This is a genomic window from Parageobacillus caldoxylosilyticus, assembly GCF_019272935.1.
Taxonomy (GTDB): domain Bacteria; phylum Bacillota; class Bacilli; order Bacillales; family Anoxybacillaceae; genus Saccharococcus; species Saccharococcus caldoxylosilyticus.
On sequence record NZ_CP040553.1, the window covers coordinates 3,515,509 to 3,531,482 of the forward strand.

Genomic DNA, 15,974 nt, shown 5'->3' on the forward strand with positions numbered 1-15,974 from the left:
TGTCAGAATGTTTTATTAATAATCGACTTGTGTTTTATATAATTTCATCAAAGCACATCGGGAACAGAGCATTTATTTCTTTTTTAATAAAAATTATCTAAAAATTATTAATTTTAAATAAAATATGTTACATTAATATTGTAAAGGGGGGGACGTAAATTTAACATAAATCTCAAACATGACCAAATTGCCTTATTATAAAGAAACTTTGTATAGAGAAGGTTGCAATTTGGTCAAGTCCAAATTATTGTGTAAATTCCCCTTTGATAGACAACATGGACCTGATGACTTGACGTATAGTAGGTAAGTCCGGCAAGTCTCCCTGCCAGTCGCCTTCCGGACAAAACATCATGTTGTCAAGGAACAGGCGTGTCAAGGAGCTTTCGCGGCATATCCTCGCTTCGCTCCGGTATTCCACGTTCTCCTTGACACGGCGTAGAGGTTATCCCACTCTCTTGATCGCCGGAGCCTCCTGATTCACCGATCGAGCTTCTTGCTCTTTCGTTTTCCGCCACTGCCAATATTCGGACATATCTAAGTATTTACGTCCCGACATCCATTTTTCATCGATTTCGATCAACACGGCACCAACGAGGCGATACACCGATTCCCGGTTCGGAAAGATGCGGATGACCCGTTCTCTGCGGCGAATTTCTTCGTTCAGCCGTTCCACTCCGTTTGTCGTACGCAGACGCCGACGATAACGGTCCGGATAGTCCAATACGGCGGTGGCGTCTTCGAATCCCTCTTCGAGGATTTGCATGGCTTTTGGGGCTTTTTCTTCCCATTTGGCCAGCACTTGTTCCAATAACAGCCGGGCCGTTTGCTTATTTGGAGCATGAAGAATCCCACGAATCTCCTCGAGCAAGGCATCCTGCATATACTTTGGTGCGGCATCGAGGATATTGCGAATAAAATGTGTCTGGCATCGTTGCCATGTAGCGCCTTGGAAATGCTTTTCAATGGCTTGCACCAGCCCACCGTGCTGATCCGAGATGATCAAGTCCACTCCCCGGAGTCCTCGGTCTTTCAGCCATCCGAAGAACTCGCTCCAGCTGGACTCCGATTCACTGTTTCCGATTTGCAGGCCAAGAATTTCCCGATATCCTTCCTCATTCACTCCTGTAGCGATCAACACGGCTCTGGAGCGTACTCGTCCATCCTCCCGGACTTTCGTATAAATAGCATCTACTAGCACAAACGGATACACGTGTTCATGAAGGGAACGGTAATTCCAGTCTTGGACAATCGGATCCAGTCCCTTGCACAGCGAGGAGACCGTGGACTTGGAAAACGAAGTGCCGCATAATTCCTCCGTGATTTGAGTGATTTTTCGGGTAGACACCCCGTTTACCACCATTTCCATTAGTGCCAGTACCAGTGCTTGTTCGCTCCGTTGATACCGTTGGAACAGTTCCGTAGAGAACTCCCCATCTCTTGTCCGTGGAACGCGCAAGGTCAACCGTCCCACCCGGGTCGTCAGCTGGCGTGGATACGAACCGTTTCGATAGCCTTTTCGTTCTTCCGTTCGTTCATAACGGCGAGCTCCCAGCTGTTCTTCTACTTGTGCCTCGAGGATTTGATTGAGGACTTGTTCCAATAGCTTAGCTAATCCTTCATCTCTGGTGAATAACCCGTGCAAAAGTTCATCATTTAGGGTAATATGATATTGAGCCATGGTTGCATTCCCCCTTATGTTTGGTGTTTTTGGTCCACTGTTTATTCTACCAAAGGGGAAGCAACATGGCTCTTTTTCTATTTCCCTTTTTACACAATTATATGGACTTAACTTTGCAATTTTGTTTCCAAAAATTTAAATCAAGTTTCTTTGTATCATGATCTGTTCTCTATTTATGGGGTGCGTTTGCAAATGGCCCAAACTCTTATGAAAACTGATATTGCTCGTTAAGAAAGGAGTTTATAAATATGAATGTTTCACGAATCGTGTTTGCTCCGCTGAGCTATGTCGGCTGGGGAGCGTTGGAACAGTTGATCCCAGAAGTCGAGAGGTTCTCGGTGAAAAAAATATTGGTTGTAACCGATCCAGCATTAGAGAAAATCGGCCTCGTTCAGCGTGTGACCAATCCGCTTGTGGAACGTGGATATGATGTTGAGATTTATACGGATGTAGTGCCGGAACCGCCGCTGGAGACGGGAGAAAAATTAGTTTCCTTTACGAGGGAAGGAAAGTTTGACCTCGTTATTGGTGTCGGCGGCGGCAGCGCGATGGACTTGGCGAAATTAGCGGCGGTGCTGGCCGTACATGAAGGAAAAGTAGCGGATTACCTCAATTTGACGGGAACGAGAAAAGTCGAGAAAAAAGGCTTGCCGAAAATATTAATTCCGACTACATCAGGGACAGGATCCGAAGTGACAAACATCTCGGTGCTCTCCTTAGATACGACAAAAGATGTGGTGACACATGATTATTTATTAGCGGATGTAGCGATTGTCGACCCGCAATTAACTGTTTCCGTTCCGCCGCGCGTTACGGCCGCGACAGGCATTGATGCACTGACCCATGCGGTCGAAGCGTATGTATCCGTCAATGCAAGCCCGACGTCAGACGGGGTGGCGTTGCAGGCCATACGTTTGATTGCGCGGTCATTGCGGAAAGCGGTGGAAAACGGGACGGACAAGCAGGCGCGGATCGATATGAGCAATGGCAGTTATTTAGCGGGGTTGGCATTTTTCAATGCGGGCGTTGCAGGAGTTCATGCGCTTGCTTATCCGTTAGGGGGACAGTTTCATATTCCGCACGGCGAATCGAATGCGGTATTGCTTCCGTATGTGATGGGATATATCCGCAAAAGCTGCACGAAACGGATGGCCGATATTTTGAATGCGCTAGGAGGAAACTCGTGCTTTCTTTCCGAAGAAGAAGCTTCCTACCGGTGCATCGAAGAGCTGGAGCGAATCGTCCGTGATGTCGGCATCCCGAGAACGCTTGGCGGATTTAACATCCCAGAGAGCGCATTAGAAAGCTTAACGAAAGATGCCGTCCGGCAAAAACGCCTGCTTGCACGCAGTCCGCTTCCGCTGTCAGAGGACGATATACGGACGATTTACCAATCCGCTTTTAAAGGTGTGGTGACGGAGCCGAAATAAAGTAAGAATGGAGGATGAAAATGTTTACTACGGTCATTGTCCCGCGAGTTTCCGAAACAGACGGCGTCGGCCATATTAACAACACGACGATTCCGGTATGGTTTGAAGCAGGAAGGGAAGAAATTTTTAAAATGTTTACTCCCGACCTTTCCTTTAAGAATTGGAGAATGGTGATTATTCATATGGAAGTCGATTATGTGAATCAAATTTATTATGGAAGCGAAGTAACGGTTTATACGGGAATCGAGCGCATCGGCAACACCAGTTTAACCATTTGCGAAGAAATCCATCAAAACGGGCGGCTTTGCGCGAAAGGAAGATCGGTTTACGTCAATTTTAATTTCGAAACGCAAAGGTCAGAGCCGATTCCAGACGAAATAAGGAAGAAATTAAACGAACATTTATGGCGCCCGCAAGAATGAGAGAAGATGTGCATGAAACAAAGTTGGGATTTTTGCGATTACATACTAGGGACTTAAATTGTAGGTTATTGGCTGGTTGATCGTTTGTAAATAGAGCTGGAAGAACGAGCCAAGCGCTGTAAACAGATCATCGAACAATTGTTAAACCATCATTGAGGCTGTCTCAAAAGGTCGTTAAACCGACCTTTTGGGGACAGCCTCTGTTTCTTTTCTTTACTATTTGGTTATTTATTCCTTTTTTGAAGCAGGAATTTCTCCTTATTTCTGAATTTTATCCTGTTTTTTCTTTGTTGGATCGGTTGTGGCCGCCCACTTTCTCAAATTGTGAGCAGCACAAATAAGCCCCCATTCCAAGGTAATTTTTGGGAGCCCTCTTAACAAAAAGCGCTGAAATTGCTGGTTGTGCTTGATTTGCCCAAACACCGGCTCGTTTTCGATTTGTCGTTTTCGGTACGTCGCCGCCCCTTCTTCCGTGGACAGCCGTTTACGGATCTCTTGCCGTTGTTGTTGATTTTTCAAGGAAACGCGGATGGTTTTCGTGTCTTTGCCTTTGGCGCATGTCGCCTGAAACGGACATCCGGCACAAGCCGTACAACGATACGTCCGTTTGACGGTAACGTACCCGTTGTCGGTCGTTTCCTTCCGTTCATACACAAACACCAACCGTTCCCCTTTAGCGCAAATCCACTCATCCAGCTCCTCATCATACGTCATGTTCTCGATTCGGCCGATCTCCTTCGCCCACGCTTTCGTTTGTTCCCGATCTAACGTGTTGTACTTGATCAGGGCGACTATCTTCTTTTTCTCACAGTACGTGTAGTTCTCCTCACTCCCATAGGCGGAATCCGCAATGGCTTGTTTAGGCATTGGACGCCCATAGGCGGCCAATTGCTCCAAATGCGGAATGAAACATCCGGCATCCCCTGCCCGTTGATGCACGCTAAATCCAGTGATGAATTGGTTCTCTGTCCCAATCTGCACATTGTACCCCGGTTTGAGCTGGCCATTTTTCATATGGTCGTCCTTCATCCGCATAAACGTGGCATCCGGATCCGTTTTCGAAAAACTGTTCCGTTCGCCTAATCTTTCTTTGTATTCTTCATATTTTTTCTTACGGGGGAGAAGATCTTGTTCCAATTGCCGTTTGGCTTTCTTTAACGTACGATTCTTCGGCTCTTTCTTTAGGCGCTCTTCCACTTGTTCGATGACGGCTTCGATCCTTTCGGACGTGATCGGTGAAGCTTCCAGCTTTTCTTGAAAATCCCCCTCTTGTTCCGCCTCTTCATCTTCTTTCGTCACCTGTTCGATCGAGGCAACGATTTTCCGGAATTTCTCCTCCAGTTTCTGATCGTACTTTTCCGTTGATTTGCGCCAAACGAATGTATATCGGTTGGCATTGGCCTCGATTTTCGTTCCATCCAGAAAATAATCCTCTAACTTGACCAACCCTTCTTGACGCAGAAGATCGACAATGGAGAAAAACGTTTCGTAAATGATGTCCTTCATCCGTTCCGACCGAAATCGGTTGATCGTGCGAAAATCCGGTGTTTGATGGCCGGATAGCCACATAAAGTAAATGTTTTCTTTCAACTGCTTGGCGATTTGGCGAGAGGAGTAGATCCGATTGGCGTAGGCATACAGGATGACTTTCAACATCATTTTCGGATGATAGGCTGGACGCCCTCCGCCAGGATAGAGGGAAACGAACAGAGCCGGATCCATTTTTTCCACTGCCAGATCCACAATCCGGCAAAGATGATGTTTGGGAATGAAAATTTCAAGATCCATTGGCAAAATGAGTTGATCTCGGTTATAATAAATGTACATAAGAAAACCGTCCTTTCTTTGGTAGGGTTGTGGTGACTCTATTATACCAAAAGAGGAACGGTTTTCTTCTTTTTTATCCAAAAAAGTGTCCCAAAAGCGAACGCTATGCGAACACTTTTGGGACATCCTCTTTTTGCAAAAATAATGTTAGATTATATAACACAATAGATTCATTTTATCTATTTGTGTGAGATAATTTAACATAAATAAAGGAGGGAGAAAAATGGGGAAAGTGTATCTTGTTGGAACTGGACCGGGTGATCCAGAATTGCTTACGGTCAAAGGGGTGCGATGCATCCAGGAAGCCGATGTCATTTTATATGACCGTCTTGTCGATCCGATGCTGCTTCAGTATGCGAAACAAGGGGCAGAGCTCGTTTATTGCGGGAAGAAGCCGCGGCATCATTCTGTTGCTCAGGAAACGATTAATCAGCTGCTTGTCCGCTATGCAAAAGAAGGGAAGGTGGTGACGCGTTTAAAAGGAGGAGATCCTTTTATTTATGGAAGGGGGGCTGAAGAAGCGGAAACGCTTGCCAAAGCCCAAGTAGCGTTTGAAATTGTCCCGGGGATTACAGCAGGGATTGCTGCCCCGGCGTACGCAGGTATCCCTCTTACCCATCGTCGTTACGGATCAACGATTGCGTTTGTCGCAGGTCATGTATGTGAGGAAAACGAAGAGAAGCTAAAGTGGGAGCACATTGCTAATATCGATACGATAGTGGTTTATATGGGCATTCGCCGCTTGGCTTACATTCAACAACAATTGCTTCGGTATGGCCGCTCTCCTCACACTCCTGCCGCGTTCATTTTTCAAGGAACGACGGAGCAGCAACGCACCGTAGTAAGCACGTTAGAAAATCTCACAAAAACGGCGAAAAAGGAAAGAATACAAAATCCTGCGATTATCGTGATTGGAGACGTTGTGCGGCTTCATGAAACGATTTCTTGGTTTCGACCATATTGCAACCCTTTATATTCACAGTGTTAAAATATGTTATATTTTCTTACAAATAAAGTGAAATAAATATCACATGATGGTACGATGAAAACAAATTTGTTCGAAAGGGGGAAGCGGTCATGTTTCTAAAACACGCGAAATCGGAATATTGACCTTGATGATTTTGACAATAAAACGATGGTTGCGTCGTTAGGCATGCAACATTGTTTCTCTATCTTACGTTATGGAGGGATCGGCAAATGGAGAGAAAAAAATTGGTGCTAATCGGCAACGGCATGGCAGGGGTGCGCTGCATCGAAGAAATTTTAAAAATTGATAAAGATATGTTTGACATCACGATTTTTGGCAGCGAACCTTATCCAAATTACAACCGTATTTTATTGTCCACTGTCTTGCAAGGAAATACATCCATTGACGATATTACACTGAACGATTGGGAATGGTACGAAAAAAATGGCATCCGTCTTTTTGTCGGGGAAACGGTGATTGATATTGATACAGATCAGCGGCTGGTCCGTACCGATCAAGGGAGAATGGTCGAGTATGACAAATTAATTATCGCCACAGGCTCTAAACCTTTCATTCTGCCGATACCAGGAGCGGACAAACAAGGAGTAACGGCGTTTCGCGATGTGAAAGACTGCCAGTTGATGATGGAATACGCGAAAAAGTATAAAAAAGCGGCAGTCATTGGCGGTGGATTGCTAGGTTTAGAGGCTGCGAGAGGCCTGTTGAACTTGGGGATGGAAGTTGATGTCATTCATATTTTTGAGCATTTGATGGAACGGCAGCTCGATCCGACCGCCGCGAAATTATTGCAGCGGGAGTTGGAAAAACAAGGAATGAATTTTCTTTTACAAAAAGAGACGGTGGAAATTCTCGGCAATGACCGTGTTCAAGGATTGCGCTTTAAAGATGGGACGGAAATTGCTGCGGATTTAGTTGTCATGGCGGTGGGAATTCGTCCTAATATCGATTTGGCAAAGAAAAGCGGTATTGCGGTGAACCGAGGGATTGTGGTGAATGATTATTTAGAAACGAGCGTGCCTCATATTTATGCCGTCGGCGAGTGTGCGGAACATCGCGGCGTTGTCTACGGTCTTGTCGCTCCGCTTTACGAGCAAGGAAAAGTATTGGCAGAGGCGATTTGCGGCATAAAGGGGCGCCCGTATGAGGGATCGGTTGTTTCCACGCAATTAAAAGTGTCAGGAGTTGATGTCTTTTCCGCCGGGGAGTTTACGGATGGAGAAGGAACGACAGCGGTGAAAGTGTATGATGAGTTTCGCGGCATTTATAAAAAAGTGGTGGTCCGCGATGAAAAAATCGTTGGTGCCGTGTTGTTTGGCGATACAAACGAAGGTCGAAAATTGTTTGAGATGATTCGCAACCATGATCCCATTTCCGAATCGCTTTACGTATCATTGTTCCAGTCTGTGTCCAATCCAGCGAATCAAAGTGTCGTTGCCGCGATGGCAGACACGGATGTCGTTTGCGGTTGTAACGGGGTAACGAAAGGAACGATTTGCCGGGCGATTGTAGAGCATGGGCTTAAGACGGTCGAAGAAGTCAGGGATTATACGAACGCTTCCCGTTCATGCGGAGGATGCAAAGGCCTTGTCGCCGAGCTATTAGAATATACGCTTGGCGAGGAGTTTGATCAAAGCGCGGTGAAGGAAACGATTTGCGGCTGTACAACATTAAGCCGTGATGAGGTCATCGCAGAAATTAGAGCAAAAAACTTGAAATATGTCAAAGAAGTGATGACCGTTCTTGGTTGGAAAAACGAAGATGGCTGTTCGAAATGCCGCCCTGCTTTGAACTATTATTTAGGCATGTTGTATCCAGGGGAATACGAAGAGGAGTCCGACTCCCTGTTTGTCAACGAGCGATTGCACGCGAATATTCAAGCGGATGGGACGTATTCGGTTGTTCCGCGAATGTACGGGGGAGTAACGACGGCCGAACAATTACGGAAAATCGCCGATGTCGCGGAAAAATACAACGTTCCGATGATTAAATTAACAGGCGGACAGCGCATTGATTTGTTGGGAGTGAAAAAAGAAGACTTGCCAAAAGTATGGGCGGAATTAGGCATGCCATCGGGATACGCGTATGCGAAAGCGTTGCGGACGGTAAAAACGTGCGTCGGTAAGCAATTTTGCCGTTTCGGAACGCAAGACTCAACGAAGCTAGGTATTGAATTAGAAAAGAAATTCGAACGCTTAAAGACGCCGCATAAAGTGAAAATGGCGGTCTCGGCTTGCCCGCGCAACTGCGCGGAATCAGGCATTAAAGATGTCGGAATCGTCGGGGTGGAAGGCGGCTGGGAAATTTATGTCGGCGGAAACGGCGGAACCCATTTGCGAGCGGGTGATTTGTTATGTACGGTGCAGACGGAAGAAGAGGTCATCGAAATTACTGGCGCATTTTTGCAATATTATCGCGAATCTGCCAACTATTTGGAACGAACGTCGAAATGGGTTGAACGGGTCGGGCTTGAACATATTCGTGAAGTGATTTTTGATTTGGAAACCCGCCGTCAATTGCTTGAACGTTTGGAAAAAGCACTAGAAGCAACGAAAGATCCATGGAAAGAAATAGTGGAAAATAAAGAAATACAAGAAACATTGTTCTGTGATGTACAAATCAAGGTTCCAGTCCATCGTTAAAGGGGGAGAAAAATATGGCAAAAATCGAAATCGGTACGGTAAAGCAACTTCCAGAACGATTAGGAAAGTGCGTCCGCGTCGGCCATCTCCAGATCACACTGTTTCGCTTGGCCGATGGCCGTATTTACGCGCTTGAAAACCGTTGCCCACATAAAGGAGGCGATCTCTCCCAAGGTATTGTCAGCGGGGAATTTGTCTTTTGTCCCCTTCATGATTGGAAAATTTGTCTAAAAGATGGAAAAGTGCAAGCGCCTGACCGAGGCTGTGTGAAAACATATCCAGTGACAGTGGAGAACGACAAGCTCTATGTACAATTATAGGAAACAGGTGAAAGCCGATGACAAAAGATTTACTAAACTATTTTCGCGCAAAAGAGCAGGATAATACGTCCGAAATGTTGTTTGATACGCAATGTCCGTTTTGCAGTGTGCAATGTACGATGCGCCTTGTCGAAGAACGGATCATCGAACGGAACCGTTATAAAGTCATCGCCAAAGATAATCCGACTTCGCGCGGACGGCTTTGTATCAAAGGACTGTATGCTCATCAGCATGCGCTCCATCCGGAACGATTGCTGTATCCATTGCGGAAAGTAAACGGTCAATTTGTTCGGATTAGTTGGGAAGAAGCGCTCCATATTATTAAAGAAAATTTTGTTAGTATTCAAAAAGAAGATGGATATGATGCGCTGGGAGTTTATGGCGGTGGTTCATTGACGAACGAGGAGGCATATTTATTAGGGAAATTTGCCCGCGTCGCCTTAAGGACAAAACACATTGACTACAACGGACGATTTTGCATGTCTGCCGCTGCTGCGGCGATGAACGATGCGTTCGGGCTGGACCGCGGTTTTACAAACAAATTATCGGAACTTCCGTTGGTCCGTACTATTATTTTAGCTGGTGCAAACGTAGCGGAATGCCAACCGACCATTATGCCATATTTTCAGGAAGCGAAGAAAAACGGTGCGTTTTTCATTGTCATTGATCCGCGGGAAACAAAAACGGCCGAATTAGCCGATTTGCATTTGAAAATAAAACCAGGAACGGACGCGGCATTCGTCAATGGCTTTTTGAAGGTGCTGTTCGAGGAAGGCTACGTAGATGAAACGTTTGTCAAGAAAAGAACGGAAGGATTTACCGAGTTAAAAGCACATATTGATCGAATCGATCTGGAGGAGATCGCCCGCATCACCGAAATTCCAGCGGAAATGATCCGTTTGGCGGCAAGGCAATATGGGAGCGCGCCAACGGGCATGGTGTTTACCGCAAGGGGAGTGGAACAGCAGACAAACGGATATATGACGGTTCGGAATTGGCTCAATGTAGTATTGGTCACCGGGAAAATTGGAAAAATCGGCTGCGGTTATGGAGCGATCACCGGACAAGGAAACGGCCAAGGAGGGCGTGAGCACGGTCAAAAGGCGGATCAGCTTCCAGGATACCGTCATATTGAAAATCCGGAACATCGTCGCTATATTGCTAGCGTTTGGGGGATTTCCGCGGATGAACTTCCGTCTAAAGGAGTGTCGGCGTATGAGATGATGCAAAAAATCGACGCGGGCGAAATTACCGGGTTGTTTGTAATGGGTTCGAATCCGGTTGTCTCGAGCCCGAACGCGCAATTTGTCAAAAATGCCTTGCAAAAGCTAAAGTTCCTTGTTGTTGTGGATCTATTTTTATCCGAAACCGCAGAGTTAGCTGATTTAGTATTGCCGACATCGTCCTATTTGGAGGATGAAGGAACAATGACGAATTTCGAAGGGCGGGTGACGTGGCGACCCGCTTTGCGAAAGCGTCCGGGTGAGGTGAAGCACGATTGGGAAATTCTTTGCGGCATTGCGGAAGTGCTTGGAAGAGGAGAATATTTTCGCTATTCGTCGGCCGAAGAAATTTTTGCGGAGCTGCGCCTCGCTAGCCGCGGCGGCAAAGCCGATTACTATGGAATTACGTACGAACGCTTGCGCAAGGAGCGGGTGTATTGGCCCTGTCCTTCTGTCGATCATCCGGGTACGGGGAGGTTATTTGAGCAGTCATTTGCCCATCCGGACGGCAAGGCGCGTTTAGCAGTGGTTGATAATGAATACGAAAAAGAAGAAGCAACGGAACAATATCCGTTGTACGTCACAACAGGCCGGGTGTTGACACATTATTTGAGCGGTACACAGACGCGAAGAAGTCCGGCGCTCGCCTCGCGTCAAATCGAAGCGTTTATGGAAATCCATCCGAACACGGCCAAAAAATACAAAATTGAGCCGAATACGTTAGTCAAAATCGAAACGATGCGAGGTTCAGCCGTTCTTCGGAGCAAATATTCCGACCGTATTCGTGAAGACACCATTTTTGTTCCATTTCATTGGAGCGGTATGCAAAATATTAATCACATTACCGATGATCGGCTCGATCCACATTGCAAAATGCCGGGATTTAAACGCTGTGTTGCGCGGATCAGTCCTGTAGTGGATTTACAGAAAAATTAAAAAAGCTTTCCAATAGAATGGAAAGCTCGAAAAGAAAACGCTTTTTCAACCACATTATAGCACGGATAATATGAGGTTGTAAAAGGAGGAGAGATAGAATGATAAGGGCGGGAAGTTTTTTTCGGGCCGGCCATTTTCCAACATTGCTATCCTCATTTCTTTACTTTGATGTGAGTTTTATGATTTGGGTCATATTAGGGGCTATTGGAACGTTTATTGTGGAAGACTTGCAGCTTACTCCTGCAGAAAGAGGAATGATGGTTGCGATTCCGGTTTTAGGTGGTGCGTTATTGCGCATTCCGATGGGGCTTCTTGCTGATCGCTGGGGTGGAAAACGGGTCGGCATGCTTGGAATGTTATTGACAATGGTTCCGCTATTATGGGGATGGATGTTTGCTGATCATTTATCGGATATATATGCGTTAGGATTTTTGTTAGGAATTGCCGGTGCCAGTTTTGCGGTTGCGCTTCCGCTTGCAAGCCGTTGGTACCCGAAACAATATCAAGGGCTTGTCATGGGAATTGCTGGTGCTGGAAATAGCGGTACTATTATCGCGACGTTGTTTGGCCCAAGGCTTGCAGAAGCGTATGGCTGGAATGCCGTATTTGCGATTTCTCTTCTTCCGTTAGCGGTTGTATTTGTGATTTTTTCAATGTTTGCAAGAGATTGCCCGACAACTGTAAAACCTGCAAAAATTTCTGAATATAAACATGTCATGAAAATGAAGGAAACTTGGCTATTCAGCTTTTTTTACAGCATTTCTTTCGGTGGATTCGTAGGGTTAACTAGTTATTTAGGGTTATTTTTCTTTGATCAATACGGTGTCAGTAAAGTCACAGCTGGTGATTTTGTAACCCTTGTTGTTTTTGCCGGGAGCTTCATTCGGCCCATTGGCGGCTATTTAGCCGATCGCTACGGAGGAATAAAACTATTAATGTGGTTATTTAGCGGTGGAATGGTGACGTTGTTTATTATTGGCACACTTCCATCCGTTTATGTAACACTTGGCTTATTTTTTGTAACTTTCCTGTTTTTTGGTGCTGCGAATGGCGCCTTATTTCAAATCATTCCGACCTATTTTCCGAAAGAGGTCGGATTAGTAACAGGATTTGTCGGCGCCGTTGGAGGATTCGGCGGATTCTTTTTACCGAATGTGCTTGGAACGATGAAGCAATGGACAAATTCGTATTCATACGGCTTTTGGATGATGGTTGTCATGATGATGGTTACGGTTTGGATCATCCAAAAGCTACAAAAGAACATGAAGAGCGGCATCCATCAGTCCACCGAAGCGGTGAAACAGTCCGTAAGAGTGTAACAAAAACAAGGCTCTTACCGGTATTTTGTCGGCTAGAGCTGCTGGGCAAGTGCAAAAAAGAAAAGGACAGCGTCCAGCTGTCCTTTTCTGCCGTTATATACGGTTTTGGACGAAACGCAGCACTTCGTAAGCGCGCTCTCCGATTAATTGAATTAATTGTTCAAACATCGCGTCGCGCTGCAAATCTAATTCTACGATCCGTCTGGCCAGCTCAAGAGCTTTTTGGTCCATGTTCATTCCCCCGCTTCTTCTTTCGCATTCCGTACTGTTCGTATTCGCTCTGCAATTCGCTCACCGTCCATTGTTGCAGTGCGGCAGAGTCATGAAACAAACCAGTTTGCAACAGCCTATCAATATAAAAGCGCTTTTGCTTCGTAATTGCTGTGCGCATCAGTTTTCCCATCATTTTCCCTCCCCGTATTTATTTCTTAATATACGGCGTTTTTCTTCATATTACACTTATTTTGTTAAGCCACTTTACAATAAAATTAAAAAATATGTTAATTTTCCTTACAAAAATAATTACGAATGGCAAAAAATCAGTATAATTATGTTAGAAAATATAACATAGAGGTGAAGAGGATGACGAATAAAGAGGATTCCTATAAATTCAAAAAAGTCATCTCTATAGGCATCGTCAGTGAATTAACGGGGTTATCGCAGCGGCAAATCCGCTATTATGAAGAGCGGAAGTTAATTTTTCCGGATCGTTCGAACGGAATTCGCAAATATTCGTTCGCCGATGTTGAACAGTTAATGGAGATTGCCGATAAGCGGGAAGAAGGGGTTCCGACACGGGAAATCCGTCAGGAAATGACAAAAGAGCTGCGGGAAAAAATGTTAAAGGGGCAGATGAACGCCCATTTCCGTTTTCGCCCTTAAACACCTCTTTACATTAGATGACGTACCAATCAGGTCTGTCTAAAAAGACGGACCTTTCTTTTTGCTGGTCGCAGGATTGTTTGCGCCAATCTGGAAATATTACTCCGATTTTTCGATATACTAAATTTCATTATTTCATCGTGATTTCTGAAACGGTAAAGAAAAAAACATTTTCATAAAATGATAGGTGATTTTTTGACAAAGTATATAGATAATTATAAAAAATAAAATCATATTTTAATAAATGACTAGACAAATATTAAAAATTGTATATAATTTAAATTGTAAACGGTATCATAAGATACATGATCAAAAAGGAGATGGGTGAACGATGAAACGGATTTTATTAGCTTGCAGCGCAGGAATGTCGACAAGCCTATTAGTGACGAAAATGCAAGAGTATGTGAAATCGATTGGCGAAGAAGCGGAAATTTGGGCGGTAGGGCAAGATCAGGCGAAAAAAGAAATGGCGAAAGCGGATGTGGTGTTGATTGGTCCGCAAATGAGCTTTTTAAAAGGAGAATTGCAAAAGGAAGCAGAAAAGTATGGAATCCAAGTCGATGTCATTGACATGATTGCCTATGGAATGGCGGATGGCAAAAAGGTGTATGAACAAGCATTGAAATTGATGGGGGAAAAATAATGGAAAAAATCGATCTTCAACAACTAACGAGCGAGCAAATTGCGTTTCAACTCATTCTTCATAGCGGAAACGCCCGCAGCAAAATCATTCAAGCGCTCCGCGAGTATCGAGCTGGAAATCAAGAGCAGGCAGAACAGCTTTTAAAAGAGGCAGAAGACGAATTGAGCGTGGCGCATAATATTCATTTTCAAATGATTCAAAAGGAAGCGAGCGGTGAGAAAACGGAGTTCTCGCTGCTGTTAATGCATGCGGAAGACCATGTGATGTCAACATTGTCGATGAAAGAGTTAGTGAAAGAGATGCTCGAATTATTCAAAGAAAGAAACTTGTAAAAAGGAGGTTCGCGACATGAACCAAGCATTTGAAAAGTTAAGCAAAATTTTAGTGCCCATTGCCGGAAAGCTAAATAACAGCCGCTACTTACAAGTATTACGGGACGCTTTTATGTTAGCGTTCCCGCTTACGATTTTCGGATCTATCGCTGTCGTTATTGCCAACTTGCCATTTCTTGATAAAGTAATGAGCGAAGGCGCCTTAAACACGATGCGTTCGATTTTAAACGTCGCTCCAAGCGCAACAATGGGAGTCATGACGATTTTTGTTGTATTCGGTATCGGTTATTACTTGTCTAAAAGTTACGATGTGGAAGGAGTTTTCGGGGGTGCCATCGCGCTTGCTTCTTTCTTCATTTTAACACCGTTTGTTTTAAATGTGGAAGGAAAAGAAGCGGTACAAGGTGTCATTCCGCTTGACCGCTTGGGGGCTAAAGGAATGTTCCTTGGTATGATTACAGCCTTTGTCGCTGCGGAGATTTACCGGAAAGTCGTGCAAAAAAATATTACCATTAAAATGCCGGCGGGAGTGCCACCAGCAGTCTCAAAATCGTTTGCGGCTCTTATTCCTGCGGTAGTGACACTCACCGTTTTCCTTGTCATCAATACTATTGTAACACAATTATTTAAAACAAACATGCATGACGTCATTTATAATGCAGTACAAGCGCCGTTAGTCGGCTTAGGAAGCGGCATTATTCCAACACTTATTGCGATTTTTGTGACACAAATTTTATGGTTTTTCGGGTTGCACGGGCAAATTATCATTAACTCTGTGATGGACCCGATTTGGAATACGTTATCTCTTGAAAACTTAAATGCGTATACGAAAACAGGAGAAGTTCCGCACGTTATCAGCAAACAGTTTATCGAAATTTATACGGTTGGTATGGGTGGAACTGGAATGACTCTTGCCGTCATCTTTGCCATTCTTTTCTTCATGAAAAGCAAGCAGATGAAACAAGTGGCTAAATTGGGACTTGGACCAGGAATTTTTAACGTCAATGAGCCTATTATTTTCGGTTTGCCAGTGGTAATGAATCCGCTTGTTATCGTTCCATGGATTCTTGCGCCGATGGTTGTTACGTTTGTCACTTATTTAGCGATGTCTTCCGGCCTTGTACCGCCGCCAACAGGAGTGGCAGTGCCGTGGACGGTGCCGATCTTTATTAACGGAATCATGGCGACAAACTCGCTGGCAGGAGGACTTTTGCAATTAGTAAACTTTACGATTGTACTTGTTATTTGGTTCCCGTTCTTAAAATTTATTGACCGAATGAACTTGCAAAAAGAAAGGGAAGAAAGAGAAGCTGCAAAGAACGCGTCATAAAGAGG

At 44.8% G+C, this 15,974-nt stretch carries 15 protein-coding genes; 11 read left to right on the forward strand and 4 right to left on the reverse strand.

The features are described from left to right. Window positions 1-442: 442 nt before the first annotated feature. The gene (locus BV455_RS17920; protein ID WP_218687240.1) at window positions 443-1,678 is read right to left on the reverse strand and encodes an IS256 family transposase; all 1,236 of its coding nucleotides are present in this window, start codon (window positions 1,676-1,678) and stop codon (window positions 443-445) included. Window positions 1,679-1,926: 248 nt separating this feature from the next. Here BV455_RS17920 and BV455_RS17925 point away from each other — a divergent pair, with 248 nt between their 5' ends. Continuing rightward, complete coding sequence (locus BV455_RS17925; protein ID WP_218687513.1) at window positions 1,927-3,108, forward strand: iron-containing alcohol dehydrogenase; 1,182 nt, start codon at window positions 1,927-1,929, stop codon at window positions 3,106-3,108. Window positions 3,109-3,128: 20 nt separating this feature from the next. Further along, complete coding sequence (locus BV455_RS17930) at window positions 3,129-3,530, forward strand: acyl-CoA thioesterase (protein ID WP_218687514.1); 402 nt, start codon at window positions 3,129-3,131, stop codon at window positions 3,528-3,530. Window positions 3,531-3,788: 258 nt separating this feature from the next. On the opposite strand, the gene BV455_RS17935 is transcribed toward BV455_RS17930, so the two are convergent. Next, window positions 3,789-5,357 (reverse strand): IS1182 family transposase, encoded by a 1,569-nt coding sequence (locus tag BV455_RS17935; RefSeq protein WP_218687463.1) that lies wholly within the window; start codon window positions 5,355-5,357, stop codon window positions 3,789-3,791. Window positions 5,358-5,580: 223 nt separating this feature from the next. On the opposite strand from BV455_RS17935, the gene cobA reads away from it, so the two are divergent. From cobA to BV455_RS17960, 5 genes are all read left to right on the forward strand, one after another. Then, on the forward strand, window positions 5,581-6,345 hold the full coding sequence (gene cobA / locus BV455_RS17940) for a uroporphyrinogen-III C-methyltransferase (protein WP_218687515.1): 765 nt from the start codon (window positions 5,581-5,583) through the stop codon (window positions 6,343-6,345). A 209-nt stretch (window positions 6,346-6,554) separates the two neighbouring features. After that, on the forward strand, window positions 6,555-8,984 hold the full coding sequence (gene nirB, locus BV455_RS17945) for a nitrite reductase large subunit NirB (RefSeq protein WP_061579249.1): 2,430 nt from the start codon (window positions 6,555-6,557) through the stop codon (window positions 8,982-8,984). 14 nt (window positions 8,985-8,998) lie between these two features. Further along, a complete protein-coding gene (gene nirD, locus BV455_RS17950) occupies window positions 8,999-9,304 on the forward strand; it encodes a nitrite reductase small subunit NirD (RefSeq protein ID WP_061579248.1) in 306 nt (101 codons plus the stop codon). Between the two features lie 17 nt (window positions 9,305-9,321). Further along, a complete protein-coding gene (gene nasC, locus BV455_RS17955) occupies window positions 9,322-11,463 on the forward strand; it encodes an assimilatory nitrate reductase catalytic subunit NasC (protein WP_061579247.1) in 2,142 nt (713 codons plus the stop codon). Window positions 11,464-11,564: 101 nt separating this feature from the next. Continuing rightward, complete coding sequence (locus tag BV455_RS17960) at window positions 11,565-12,782, forward strand: nitrate/nitrite transporter (protein ID WP_143420824.1); 1,218 nt, start codon at window positions 11,565-11,567, stop codon at window positions 12,780-12,782. Window positions 12,783-12,875: 93 nt separating this feature from the next. On the opposite strand, the gene BV455_RS17965 is transcribed toward BV455_RS17960, so the two are convergent. Continuing rightward, on the reverse strand, window positions 12,876-13,013 hold the full coding sequence (locus tag BV455_RS17965; protein WP_190977414.1) for a hypothetical protein: 138 nt from the start codon (window positions 13,011-13,013) through the stop codon (window positions 12,876-12,878). Next, on the reverse strand, window positions 12,994-13,188 hold the full coding sequence (locus tag BV455_RS17970; RefSeq protein WP_223845251.1) for a Fur-regulated basic protein FbpA: 195 nt from the start codon (window positions 13,186-13,188) through the stop codon (window positions 12,994-12,996). The genes BV455_RS17965 and BV455_RS17970 overlap by 20 nt, the downstream gene beginning before the upstream one ends. Window positions 13,189-13,364: 176 nt before the next feature. Here BV455_RS17970 and BV455_RS17975 point away from each other — a divergent pair, with 176 nt between their 5' ends. From BV455_RS17975 to celB, 4 genes are all read left to right on the forward strand, one after another. Next, window positions 13,365-13,664: a MerR family transcriptional regulator gene (locus tag BV455_RS17975; protein WP_017434246.1), complete on the forward strand. Its 300-nt coding sequence runs from the start codon at window positions 13,365-13,367 to the stop codon at window positions 13,662-13,664. A 331-nt stretch (window positions 13,665-13,995) separates the two neighbouring features. Beyond that, entirely contained in the window at window positions 13,996-14,307 is a 312-nt protein-coding gene (locus BV455_RS17980) for a PTS sugar transporter subunit IIB (RefSeq protein ID WP_017434245.1), read from the forward strand. Continuing rightward, the gene (locus BV455_RS17985; RefSeq protein ID WP_017434244.1) at window positions 14,307-14,639 is read left to right on the forward strand and encodes a PTS sugar transporter subunit IIA; all 333 of its coding nucleotides are present in this window, start codon (window positions 14,307-14,309) and stop codon (window positions 14,637-14,639) included. Before BV455_RS17980 ends, BV455_RS17985 begins: the two co-directional genes overlap by 1 nt. Before the next feature lie 16 nt (window positions 14,640-14,655). Then, on the forward strand, window positions 14,656-15,969 hold the full coding sequence (celB, locus tag BV455_RS17990) for a PTS cellobiose transporter subunit IIC (RefSeq protein ID WP_061579245.1): 1,314 nt from the start codon (window positions 14,656-14,658) through the stop codon (window positions 15,967-15,969). Window positions 15,970-15,974: the final 5 nt, after the last annotated feature.

Bases quoted from the DNA above. Each gene is read 5' to 3' on its own strand.
- BV455_RS17920 (WP_218687240.1), bottom strand. From the start codon at position 1,678: ATGGCTCAATATCATATTACCCTAAATGATGAACTTTTGCACGGGTTA.
- BV455_RS17925 (WP_218687513.1), top strand. From the start codon at position 1,927: ATGAATGTTTCACGAATCGTGTTTGCTCCGCTGAGCTATGTCGGCTGG.
- BV455_RS17930 (WP_218687514.1), top strand. From the start codon at position 3,129: ATGTTTACTACGGTCATTGTCCCGCGAGTTTCCGAAACAGACGGCGTC.
- BV455_RS17935 (WP_218687463.1), bottom strand. From the start codon at position 5,357: ATGTACATTTATTATAACCGAGATCAACTCATTTTGCCAATGGATCTT.
- cobA (WP_218687515.1), top strand. From the start codon at position 5,581: ATGGGGAAAGTGTATCTTGTTGGAACTGGACCGGGTGATCCAGAATTG.
- nirB (WP_061579249.1), top strand. From the start codon at position 6,555: ATGGAGAGAAAAAAATTGGTGCTAATCGGCAACGGCATGGCAGGGGTG.
- nirD (WP_061579248.1), top strand. From the start codon at position 8,999: ATGGCAAAAATCGAAATCGGTACGGTAAAGCAACTTCCAGAACGATTA.
- nasC (WP_061579247.1), top strand. From the start codon at position 9,322: ATGACAAAAGATTTACTAAACTATTTTCGCGCAAAAGAGCAGGATAAT.
- BV455_RS17965 (WP_190977414.1), bottom strand. From the start codon at position 13,013: ATGGACCAAAAAGCTCTTGAGCTGGCCAGACGGATCGTAGAATTAGAT.
- BV455_RS17970 (WP_223845251.1), bottom strand. From the start codon at position 13,188: ATGATGGGAAAACTGATGCGCACAGCAATTACGAAGCAAAAGCGCTTT.
- BV455_RS17975 (WP_017434246.1), top strand. From the start codon at position 13,365: ATGACGAATAAAGAGGATTCCTATAAATTCAAAAAAGTCATCTCTATA.
- BV455_RS17980 (WP_017434245.1), top strand. From the start codon at position 13,996: ATGAAACGGATTTTATTAGCTTGCAGCGCAGGAATGTCGACAAGCCTA.
- BV455_RS17985 (WP_017434244.1), top strand. From the start codon at position 14,307: ATGGAAAAAATCGATCTTCAACAACTAACGAGCGAGCAAATTGCGTTT.
- celB (WP_061579245.1), top strand. From the start codon at position 14,656: ATGAACCAAGCATTTGAAAAGTTAAGCAAAATTTTAGTGCCCATTGCC.